General features: G+C 58.3%; 12 protein-coding genes. 5 read left to right on the forward strand and 7 right to left on the reverse strand.

Annotation, left to right across the window (positions count from 1 at the left end; genetic code table 11):
• The 6 genes from ribD to T18_RS03645 form a co-directional block, all read right to left on the reverse strand.
• Nucleotides 1-722 (reverse strand): bifunctional diaminohydroxyphosphoribosylaminopyrimidine deaminase/5-amino-6-(5-phosphoribosylamino)uracil reductase RibD (gene ribD, locus T18_RS27500; protein ID WP_323455180.1); only part of this gene is annotated, 722 nt, incomplete at its 3' end.
• Between the two features lie 2 nt (nucleotides 723-724).
• Nucleotides 725-1204, reverse strand: coding sequence for a transcriptional regulator NrdR (gene nrdR / locus T18_RS03625; protein ID WP_003512508.1), 480 nt, complete (start codon nucleotides 1202-1204; stop codon nucleotides 725-727).
• Nucleotides 1205-1216: 12 nt separating this feature from the next.
• The gene (gene glyA / locus T18_RS03630) at nucleotides 1217-2506 is read right to left on the reverse strand and encodes a serine hydroxymethyltransferase (RefSeq protein WP_003512506.1); all 1290 of its coding nucleotides are present in this window, start codon (nucleotides 2504-2506) and stop codon (nucleotides 1217-1219) included.
• A 210-nt stretch (nucleotides 2507-2716) separates the two neighbouring features.
• Nucleotides 2717-4048, reverse strand: a complete 1332-nt coding sequence (locus T18_RS03635; RefSeq protein WP_003512501.1) for a L,D-transpeptidase family protein — start codon at nucleotides 4046-4048, stop codon at nucleotides 2717-2719.
• Between the two features lie 375 nt (nucleotides 4049-4423).
• Nucleotides 4424-4933 carry a transcriptional regulator LdtR gene (ldtR, locus tag T18_RS03640; protein WP_025593036.1) on the reverse strand — a complete coding sequence of 170 codons (510 nt, stop codon included), beginning with the start codon at nucleotides 4931-4933 and terminating at the stop codon, nucleotides 4424-4426.
• A gap of 234 nt (nucleotides 4934-5167) precedes the next feature.
• Entirely contained in the window at nucleotides 5168-5605 is a 438-nt protein-coding gene (locus T18_RS03645; protein ID WP_003512497.1) for a DUF6163 family protein, read from the reverse strand.
• Nucleotides 5606-5786: 181 nt separating this feature from the next.
• Between T18_RS03645 and hemB the strand changes: the two genes are divergently transcribed.
• The 5 genes from hemB to T18_RS03670 all read left to right on the forward strand — a co-directional run bounded on the left by hemB (nucleotide 5787) and on the right by T18_RS03670 (nucleotide 8998).
• Entirely contained in the window at nucleotides 5787-6800 is a 1014-nt protein-coding gene (gene hemB / locus T18_RS03650; protein WP_003512495.1) for a porphobilinogen synthase, read from the forward strand.
• Nucleotides 6801-6915: 115 nt separating this feature from the next.
• Nucleotides 6916-7374: an RDD family protein gene (locus T18_RS03655; RefSeq protein WP_038490628.1), complete on the forward strand. Its 459-nt coding sequence runs from the start codon at nucleotides 6916-6918 to the stop codon at nucleotides 7372-7374.
• A gap of 176 nt (nucleotides 7375-7550) precedes the next feature.
• Nucleotides 7551-8318, forward strand: a complete 768-nt coding sequence (locus T18_RS03660; protein WP_038492769.1) for an arginyltransferase — start codon at nucleotides 7551-7553, stop codon at nucleotides 8316-8318.
• Nucleotides 8319-8390: 72 nt separating this feature from the next.
• A complete protein-coding gene (locus T18_RS03665; protein ID WP_038490623.1) occupies nucleotides 8391-8612 on the forward strand; it encodes an AbrB/MazE/SpoVT family DNA-binding domain-containing protein in 222 nt (73 codons plus the stop codon).
• The gene (locus T18_RS03670) at nucleotides 8609-8998 is read left to right on the forward strand and encodes a type II toxin-antitoxin system death-on-curing family toxin (RefSeq protein WP_038490620.1); all 390 of its coding nucleotides are present in this window, start codon (nucleotides 8609-8611) and stop codon (nucleotides 8996-8998) included. Before T18_RS03665 ends, T18_RS03670 begins: the two co-directional genes overlap by 4 nt.
• 64 nt (nucleotides 8999-9062) lie before the next feature.
• Here T18_RS03670 and T18_RS03675 read toward each other — a convergent pair.
• Nucleotides 9063-10809, reverse strand: a 1747-nt coding sequence (locus T18_RS03675) for a DNA topoisomerase IV subunit A (RefSeq protein ID WP_323455181.1), incomplete at its 5' end; no start/stop codon positions are given.

The raw sequence follows: 10809 nt of genomic DNA on the forward strand, positions 1-10809 counted from the left end.
GCACTTCCCACCAGCTTAGACGTCAACGGTAGTTCAAACTTGCGATCAAGCACGATTCGGACCGGAGAACGATCTTCGAGACCTGCAATTCGAACGGTCAGTTCCGGATCGTCCGCTATCGCGGTACGGATGCCCACGAGGATGCAATCGCAGCGCGCTCTCAGTTGATGCACGGCGTGCCTGGCCTGCGGACCGGTGATCGCTACCTGCCCCTCCCCTTGTCTGCCGATCATGCCATCGGCAGAAATGGCAAGCTTCAGAATCACATGCGGGCGTTTTTTCAGCTGGCGTGTGAGGTAACCCGCAAGCGCTCTCTTGCCTTGTTCGCGCAGCAGGCCGGTTTCCACGACAATGCCGGCATCCCGTAAAATCGTATAGCCGCGCCCCGAAACACGCTCATCGGGATCGTCGACGGCAACCACCACGCGGGCGACGCCGAATTCCACCAGCGCATTGGCGCAGGGCGGCGTCTTGCCCCAGTGCGAGCAGGGTTCAAGGGTGACATAGGCTGTTGCGCCGCGCGCCGCTTCGCCGGCGATTTCCAGCGCCTGGCGTTCGGCATGGGGGCGGCCGCCAATTGCGGTCACCGCTTCGGCGATGATTTTTCCGTCCTTTACGAGAACGCAACCGACGGAGGGATTGGTCTGGGTTTGACCCTGATGGCGCAGGGAAACCTCGATTGCCCGGGCCATGAATTTTTCGTCATCGGCGCGGCTCGTCACGTCTATGCTCCGGCGTCTGTATCTCGGGCGATCTTGGCGTTGATTTCGGCAATCACGTTCTCGAAATCCTCGGCATGACTGAAATCGCGATAGACCGAGGCGTAGCGTACGAAGGCCACGTCATCGAGGCTCTTCAGCGCTTCAAGCACCTGGAGGCCGATTTCTTCCGAGGGAATTTCCGTCTCGCCGGAACTTTCCAGACGGCGAGCAATGCCCGAGACGGCCCGCTCGATCCGGTCCCGGTCAACCGGGCGTTTGCGTAGCGCGATCTCGAAGGATCGCACCAGCTTTTCCCGGTCGAAGGGCAGCTTGCGGCCGCTTTTCTTGATGACCATCAGCTCGCGCAGTTGCACGCGCTCATAGGTCGTGAAGCGGCCGCCGCAATCGGGGCAGATGCGCCGCCGGCGGATGGAGGTGTTATCCTCCGCCGGACGCGAGTCCTTGACCTGTGTGTCTTCGGAACCGCAAAATGGGCAGCGCATCTCTTTACGTCCTTACATGTACGGATACATCGGGAAACGGTCAGTCAGGCCGACGACCTTTTCGCGCACCGCAGCTTCAACGGCAGCGTTGCCCTCATCCGAATTGGCGACCTTCAGACCATCCAGCACCTCGACGATCAGCTTGCCGATTTCGCGGAATTCCGCTTCCTTGAAACCGCGCGTCGTGCCGGCCGGCGTGCCGAGACGCACACCCGAGGTGACGAAAGGCTTTTCCGGATCGAAAGGAATGCCGTTCTTGTTGCAGGTGACGTAGGCGCGACCGAGAGCTGCTTCAGCACGCTTGCCGGTGGCGTTCTTCTTGCGAAGGTCAACCAGCATCAGGTGGTTGTCAGTGCCGCCGGAGACGACATCAAGACCACCTTCGATCAGCGTTTCGGCAAGCGCCTTGGCGTTCTTGACGACCTGTGCGGCGTAATCCTTGAATTCCGGCTGCAAAGCTTCACCGAAGGCAACTGCCTTTGCGGCGATGACGTGCATCAGCGGACCGCCCTGCAGGCCGGGGAAAACGGCGGAGTTGAACTTCTTGGCCAGATCCTCGTCATTGGTGAGGATCATGCCGCCACGCGGGCCGCGCAACGACTTGTGCGTTGTCGTGGTGGCAACGTGGCAATGCGGGAACGGCGACGGATGCTGGCCACCGGCAACGAGACCAGCGATGTGGGCCATATCGACCATCAGATAGGCGCCGACTTCATCGGCGATCTCGCGGAAGCGCTTCCAGTCCCAGATACGGGAATAGGCGGTGCCGCCGGCAAGGATAAGCTTCGGTCGGGTTTCCTTGGCCTTGCGCTCCACCTCGTCCATGTCGAGCAGGTTGTCGCCTTCGCGCACGCCGTAAGACACGACGTTGAACCACTTGCCGGACATGTTGACCGGCGAACCGTGTGTCAGATGGCCTCCGGAGTTCAGGTCGAGACCCATGAAGGTGTCGCCCGGCTGGAGCAGCGCGAGGAACACGGCCTGGTTCATCTGCGAACCGGAATTTGGCTGGACGTTAGCGAAGTTGACGCCGAACAGCTTCTTGGCGCGCTCGATGGCAAGCTCTTCAGCAATGTCTACGAACTGGCAGCCGCCGTAATAACGCTTGCCCGGATAACCTTCGGCATATTTGTTGGTCATGATCGACCCCTGCGCTTCAAGCACAGCGCGGGAAACGATGTTTTCCGAGGCGATCAGTTCGATCTCGTGGCGCTGGCGACCCAGTTCCTTCTCGATCGCGCCGAAAATATCCGGATCGACTTCGGCAAGCGGACGGGAGAAGAAAGCATCTGTGTTCGACATGGTGAAGGCTCCTGAAACAGTAATGCGATGGCGTCTTAGCGCCCTGCCCGAACAAGAGCAATACGGGCAGCGAGATTTGCCCGTCAAACTGCGACGTTGCGACAAAAAACGGCAGCTGTTTTTTCAAAACCAGCAGCGAAAATGAAAAAAGCCGCACCCGACGGGGTGCGGCCTTTCACTTAAATATAAAAACCTGATGGCAGCGCCGGATCAGTTGCGGGGCAACAGGTCGTCGTCGACAGGTCCAGCCGGCTGTTCGATGCCGGTGGTGGTGTTGAGCGCCAGTTCGGCGTTGCCGTCCTTTTCATAGATGTCGTCGCGGAACTGCACCACGCCGTCCTTCGCCGACCATGCGGTGATATAGACGAAATAGACAGGCACTTCCTGCGCCAGCTTGATCGGTGTGTTGACGCGGGTGGCGATGACGCGTTCCATTTCCTGACGCGACCAGCCGGGCGTGTCGCGCAGCAGCCAGCTTGTGAGGTCGCGCACGTTCTGTACGCGCACGCAGCCGGACGATTCGAACCGCATCAGCTTGTTGAACAGACCCTGCTGCGGCGTGTCGTGCATATATTCGTTGTTCGGATTGTGGAAGTTGATCTTCGTCGAGGACATGGCGTTGATCTTGCCGGGGTCCTGGCGGAACATCAGGTTCGGTGCCTTTGGCGCAAACCAGTCTACCGCCGTCGGCGAAACTTCCTGTCCCTTGCCGTCGATGAGGCGGATGTTGTTCCGCTCCAGATAGGTCGGGTCCTTCTGCATCAGCGGCACGATGTCCTTTTCGACGATCGAGCGCGGCGCTGTCCAGTAAGGGTTGAGGATGACTTCGTAAATCTTGGAATTGATGACGTGCGTCGGGCGGCTGGCGCGACCGACGACGGCGGTGTTGCGCAGGACGACGCGCTCATTCTCAACCGCCTCGATGGCAGCGGCCGGAATATTCACCATCAGGTGACGCTGGCCGAGATCGCCGGACATGGACTGAATGCGCACGAGGTTGGTCTGCAACTGCGCCAGACGGATCTGGGCCGAAACATTGAGCGCCTTGGTCGTGTATTCGCCGCTGACACCATCGGCGGGAAGGCCGTGGCGGGCCTGGAAGCGCTTCAACGCACCATCGACGTAAGAATCGAAGGCGCTGGAAATGCCAGCTTCGCGCGGCAGGTCGCCGGAAACCATCAATCGCTGGCGAAGCGCCTGAACGGAAGGATCGGAAACGCCGATCTGGAGACGCTGCTGGGTGACGGGTACGTCAGGCCAGCCGCCATTCTGCACGATCTGCTGATATTGCATGATCGCCTGCTGCATGTAGACAGGCGCTTCCCGTCCGAGAACCGGGTTGTTGGAAACGACGCCAACGGCGGAACGCGACGAATTCGCGTCGAACTGGTCATCCCAGTTGCCGCGGCGCGATGAGCCCATGAGATCGTTGAGCGCATTCTGCGCCAGGGCCGGCGCGGCAAGCGCGGCAACACCAACGGAAACAGCCGAGCGAAGAAGCGCACGGCGCGATACGGATTCGGAAACGGATTTTTTTGTCATTCTACCTACCAGCCACTCTCTTCGGCATTCTCAACAATGCCTAAATCAATATGATTAACAAACACGTACAACGTGTCTGCCGGCCGGTAATGCTCAATACCCATGGTCTGGGCGCTATTGTCTGGCAGAACAGTCGGGACTTGCCACGACAGCAGGAGAAACCGCCGGCTCCTTCACCTTTGCGGGTCCCATATCAATATGGCCAATTCGTGTCACGGGCCTTTTCTCACGAAGCTGTGTATGCCTGCAAAACAGGGCGAAAATGCACCTGAGAGACCGGGCTTGACACGCACAGGTGAACGGCGCCTCCAACACGAATCCGCAAGCCGGAGGCAAACCGATGCCCCCGGCGCTAACAGTGAAACCGCCGCGGAATTAGAGACGATAAGCGATCGAGTCGTTCCAGAAGCGATCGAGGCGCTGCAGCAGCTTGTTCATTTCGGAGAACTCGCCGGTGCCGATGCCGCCGACCTTTTCGATCGAGCCGACGTGGCGCTCGTAGAGGTGAGCAACCGTTTCTGCGATTTCCTGGCCTTTTTCAGTCAGGCTGATGCGGACCGAGCGGCGGTCGACACGCGAGCGCTGGTGGTTGATGAGACCGAGGTCTACGAGCTTCTTGACGTTGTAGGAGACGTTCGATCCGAGGTAATAACCACGCGAACGAAGCTCGCCGGCCGTCAGTTCGGAATTGCCGATGTTGAACAGCAGGAGCGCCTGAACGGCGTTGACATCATCGCGACCCTGACGATCGAACTCGTCCTTGATGACATCGAGGAGGCGGCGGTGGAGACGTTCCACCAGGTGCAGCGACTCCATGTAGAGCGAACGGATGGTATCTTCATGTGCGTCGGCAACAACGGCCTGCGGCTTTGCTTTGCTATTGATCATGACTGCCTCACTGTTTTGTTTGGCGGTGTGTTTGTTTGTCTCCCGCCTTGAGTGAGAACCTAATCAATGCGCATAAAATTCTACTTAAAAGCTACGATTAACAAATGCTTACCTGCATTTTCCCAAGTGGGTCAAACTTGTGGCGAAGCGGGACTGGCTTATCGCCATGCATTACAAATCAAAGACTTAGCAATAACATTCGACCGAAAACCAGGCTGAATTGCTTTATTCTTATGGTAAATCAATTCTTGCACGCTCTTCATTCTGGCGCTGATCGAGCCAAAAAGCGACCAAGAATAGTATATAAATGGTTGCCACGAGACCGTGCATGACGGGTACAAGCGTGTTGGCGCCGAAGATATATGGCCACACCTTATACATCGCGATCTGGGTGCCGGCACCCAAGACCCACATGACCGCCCCCCAGGAGGCGCCGAGCCAGAGACCAAGCGCTGCCACCGGGAAAATCACCGCAAGCGCACTACCCGCCACTCGCCATGGCAGGTTAAGCATATCGAACCGCCCATGCCCGCCGAGAGAATATCCCGTCAGCATCGCCCAATATTGCAGGCCGAACCAGAAACAGGAAACCGCGACCAGCCTCATGAAGACCAGAAAGAGGATTTCCGTCAGCGGACGTTTCGGCAGAGGTTGAGAATCAGGTTCCATGGCCGGAAGATACGGTTTCGACGGGCGGGCGACCAGCCCATATTGAATTCGGCGGCTTGCCTTGTCAAAGCACCCTCGCCCACCGGGGAAGTCCAGGGAGAAACATTGTCGCATTCGCACGGCGCTTGCTTCGTGTTATGCAGCTTTCCTGACTTGGGTGGGATACGAAGGACATTCTTACATGCAGGACAAAACGCATCTGGTCGACGCGATCACCGGCCATCGCCGCATGCGCCGCAATCGCAAGGCCGACTGGACTCGCCGTCTGGTTCAGGAAAGCCGCCTGACCGTCGATGATCTCATCTGGCCGGTCTTCATCGTACCGGGCAGCAATATCCTCGACCCCATACCGGCGATGCCCGGCGTAAACCGCATGAGTGTCGACAAGCTGGTCGAAGCGGCGAAGGAAGCCGCCGATCTCGGCATTCCGGCGATTGCGACCTTCCCGAATATCGAGATGGACTTGCGCGACGAGACCGGCTCGAATGCGCTCGAGGCCAACAACCTCATCAATCAGGCGACCATCGCGGTCAAAAAAGCGGTTCCGAATATCGGCATGATCACCGATGTTGCGCTCGATCCCTTCACCAGCCATGGGCATGACGGCATTCTGCGCGGCGACGAGATCGTCAATGACGAGACCGTGGATCAGGTCGTTCGTGCTGCAATCCTTCAGGCCGATGCCGGTTCGGACATTATTTCTCCGTCCGAGATGATGGATGGCCGCATCGGCGCCATCCGCCGCGGCCTGGATGCGGCCGGGCACCAGAACGTCGGCATCATGGCCTATGCCACGAAATTCTCCTCCGGCTATTACGGTCCGTATCGCGAGGCCATTTCGACGGCCGGACTGCTGAAAGGGGACAAGAACAGCTATTACATCAGCCCCGCCAACGGCATGGAGGCAATCCGCGACGCAGCGCTCGACGTCGAAGAAGGTGCTGACATGCTGATGGTCAAACCCGGCTTGCCCTATCTCGACATCTGTTGGCGGCTGAAAGAGAATTTCGGGCTGCCCACATTCGCCTATCAGGTGTCCGGTGAATATACCCAGATCAAGGCAGCGGCCATGCATGGCTGGATCGACGGCGAGCGCGTGATGATGGAAACGCTTCTATGCTTCAAGCGTGCGGGCTGCGATGGCATTCTGAGCTATTTCGCAGTGGAAGCCGCACGCAAACTCGCGAAGGGCTGACAGCCGACGCTTATTGTATTCGGTCGTTTTCTTCCCATATTGTTTGCTGACACGGAATGCTGCGTGACGAAAAGCGCGTTTCGAGCTGTCATGTCTTCTCAGGAGAAAACGACCGATGAACCTCGACCAGAACCCTACCTATGTCGCACCGGACGACTGGCGCGCCTATAGCGGCGTCCTGAGCCGACGGGTCTTCGCGTTCCTGATCGATTACGCGATCGTTCTCCTGCTGTGCATTCCGGCGGCCGTGATCGTCTTCTTTCTCGGCGTGATTACGCTGGGTCTCGGCTTCTTCCTCTATCCGGCCTTGTTCGTCATCGTCGCGGTGCTTTATTTCGGCGTAACGCTCAGCGGCCCGTCGCAGGCCTCACCCGGCATGCGGGCGATGGGAATCGCGATGGCGCGCATGGACGGACGGCGAATCGATTTCCTTCTGGCCACCGTGCACATTGCGCTTTTCTGGATCATCAACTCGGTTTTGACGCCGCTTATCCTGCTTGCAGGCCTGTTTACGGAGCGCTCTCGCCTCGTTCACGACTTCCTGCTCGGCACCGTCATGGTCAGAACCTACTGATATAAGGGAAAGCCACGAAAACGTGGCTTCCATATCAAGCAAATAGCGCATGGTGCAGTTGACGTTTTCCGTCATTTTGCCATTCTGTGACATTATGCATGTCGCTTGAAGCGTCGCCGCACCCCGTGAAATCGCGGCGCGCTTTCACAACAGACGCAGGAGGCGATCACGGTTCGATGAACACGCAGGCGACGCCCTCTCCCCAATTCTATCTTACGGCACCGGCCACCTGCCCCTACTTGCCGAACCAGATGGAGCGGAAGGTTTTCACGCATCTGGTCGGCCCGCGTGCGTCGGAAATGAACGATCTTCTGACCCAGGGCGGCTTCAGGCGTTCACAGAACATCGCCTATCGCCCGGCGTGCGAAACCTGTCGAGCTTGCGTTTCCGTGCGCATCCTTGCCGAACAGTTCCAGCCGACGAAATCGATGCGGCGCGTTCTCTCCATCAACAAGGATGTCGTCGCCACCGTTCATGCCGCTGAGCCATCCACCGAACAGTTCTCACTGTTTCGCCGCTATCTCGACCATCGGCACCAGTCAGGCGGCATGTCCGACATGTCGGCGCTCGACTATGCGATCATGATCGAAGACACGCACGTGAATACCCGCATCATCGAATACCGTGTGCGAGAGCCCGGCTCCGGCATCGATTCCAGCAAACGAGGTGAACTTCTCGCCGTAGCGCTGAGCGATGTGATGAGCGACGGGCTGTCGATGGTCTATTCCTTCTTCAACCCCGATCTAGAAAAGCGCTCGCTCGGCACTTTCATGATCATGGATCACATCACCCGCACACGCGCGCTCGGCCTGCCGCACGTCTATCTTGGCTACTGGGTCGATGGTTCGGAAAAGATGGGCTACAAGACGCGCTACCACCCGCAGGAGCATCTGACACCGCGTGGGTGGGAGGTTTATGTGCCTGCGGTAGAGACAGCCGAATAGATCAGTCCAACAACGGCATTGTCTCCACCCTGACGACCATGTTATAACTCAGTTATAACAGGAGTTGGCGTCATGAACATCACAATCCGGAAAATCGGTAATTCCGAAGGCATTATCATCCCAAAAGAAGTCCTGGATCGCATGGGTCTCAAGACGGGTGATACCCTTGAACTAAGGGAAGTCTCCGGGAACATCGAACTCGTCCCTGAACAAGCGGATTTGAGCGAGCAGCTTGAAGCTGCCCGGCGCGGCATGAAGAAATACCATGTGGCGCTGAGAGAACTCGCAAAATGAAAAGAATTAAGTGGCTGTCCCGAACTTCCATTGAAATAATACATCGGGAACAACTTGTTGAACATGGTGGCCTGCAAGGTCTAAAAGACGAGAACGCACTTGAGGCAGCTTTGGCACGCCCCCTTCACAAAGCCGCCTACGGTGAGGAAGACGCTCTAAGGCTTGCATCCGCCTATCTTTACGGGATAGCCCGCAACCACCCATTTTCAGATGGAAACAAACGAACCGCGTTTCTAGCGGCCTACACCTTCTTGTTCATCAACGGCCATGAAATCCACGCCGAGCAAGCTGATGTCATCGCTTTTGTTCTCGACGTCGCTGCCGGCAACATTGATGAGGACGGCGTTTATCTTTTTCTACGCGACCACGTCGTCCCACTCGATTAAACGGAAGCGCCGCACGTCTTTCGATATGCGGCGCTTCTTCTGTTTATATCGAGAGAGGACGGATTTACCCGCCAAATTTCCCGCTACGCGGAAAGCCCTTCGGTACGGTGCGGCCTACTGTGGCGCGGTCTGCCAGCCATTCGCGCAATTCCTCACCGACCTTGGTGAAGAGGCGCCCGGCCGTGTCGGACCAGCTCAAGCCGTCTGCGAGCGCGAAACATTTCACATCAACGACGCCGCCGTCCTTGTAGCGTTGCAGGCGCACGCCCTTGCCGCGTGACATTTCCGGCACCTGCGACAGCGGGAAGGCCAGAAGCTTGCGGTTTTCGCCAACGACGGCGACATGGTCGCCAGTAACAGGTACGGCGAGCTTGGCTTCGTCAGGCATGGCGACATTCATGATCTGCTTGCCCTTGCGGGTATTTGCGACCATTTCGCTTTCGGCCACGATGAAGCCGTTGCCGCCAGTCGAGACGAGCAGAAGCTTGCGCGACGGATCGTGAACGAAGGCCGTCAGGATGTCCTGATCGTTCTCCATATCGACCATGATGCGGATCGGCTCGCCGTGACCACGCCCGCCGGGCAGCTTGTCGGCTCCGAGCGTGTAGGCCTTGCCACCGGTGGTCAGCAGCAGCAACTTGTCGGTCGTCTGCGCCGGGAAGGCGAGCTTCGGGCCATCGCCCTCCTTGAAGGTCAGAGCCGACGTATCGGACATATGCCCCTTCAGCGCCCTGATCCACCCCTTCTGCGAGATGACGATGGTGACCGGTTCCTTCTCGATCATCGCCTGCTGGATGGCCTCGATGTCGGCATCCGGCGCATCCGCAAACTGCGTGCGGCGACGGCCGATCTCCGTTGCCTTGGCATATTTCTTTTTGACCTCGCCGATTTCCCAGGCGACGGTCTGCCACTGCTTTTCATCGGAGGCGAGCAGCCCCTCGATTTCAGCCTTCTCGCTGCTGAGTTCGTCGAACTCCTTGCGGATTTCGAATTCCTCAAGCTTGCGCAGATTGCGCAGACGCATGTTGAGGATGGCTTCGGCCTGATTATCGGTGAGCGACCACTTGGCCATCATCACCTGTTTCGGCTCGTCCTCCTCGCGGATGATACGGATCACCTCATCGAGATTGAGATAGGCGACCAGCAGGCCGCCCAAAATCTCGAGCCTGCGATCGATGGCCGCAAGACGATGGCGGGAACGGCGGACCAGCACGTCCTTGCGGTGCGCCAGCCATTCGCTCAGCACCTCGTTCAGCGCCATGACTTTCGGCACCCTGCCAAGCGACAGTACGTTCATGTTGAGCGGCAGGCGGCTTTCAAGGTCGGACAGACGGAACAGCGATTCCATCAGCAGCGTCGCGTCGACAGTGCGGTTTTTCGGAACCAGCACGATACGCACGTCTTCGGCCGATTCGTCGCGGACATCCTCAAGCAGCGGCAGTTTGCGGGCGAGCAGCAGCTCGGCGATCTTTTCGATCAGCCGAGATTTCTGCACCTGGAACGGGATTTCGGTGATGACGATCTGATAGCCGCCACGTCCGAGGTCTTCCGTTTCCCATTTGGCGCGCACGCGGAAACCACCGCGCCCGGTCTTATAGGCTTCGAGAATATTCTCGCGGCTTTCGATGATCACGCCGCCGGTCGGCAGGTCGGGGCCGGGAATGAATTCCACCAGCTTTTCAACCGTCGCATCCGGATGCTTGATGAGATGCAGAGCTGCGTCGCACAGTTCATGGGCGTTGTGCGGCGGGATAGACGTCGCCATGCCGACGGCAATGCCGGAGGCACCGTTGGCAAGCAGATTGGGGAAC

It is taken from the genome of Rhizobium sp. TBD182 (assembly GCF_001950375.1).
In the GTDB taxonomy this organism is placed as follows: domain Bacteria; phylum Pseudomonadota; class Alphaproteobacteria; order Rhizobiales; family Rhizobiaceae; genus Agrobacterium; species Agrobacterium tumefaciens.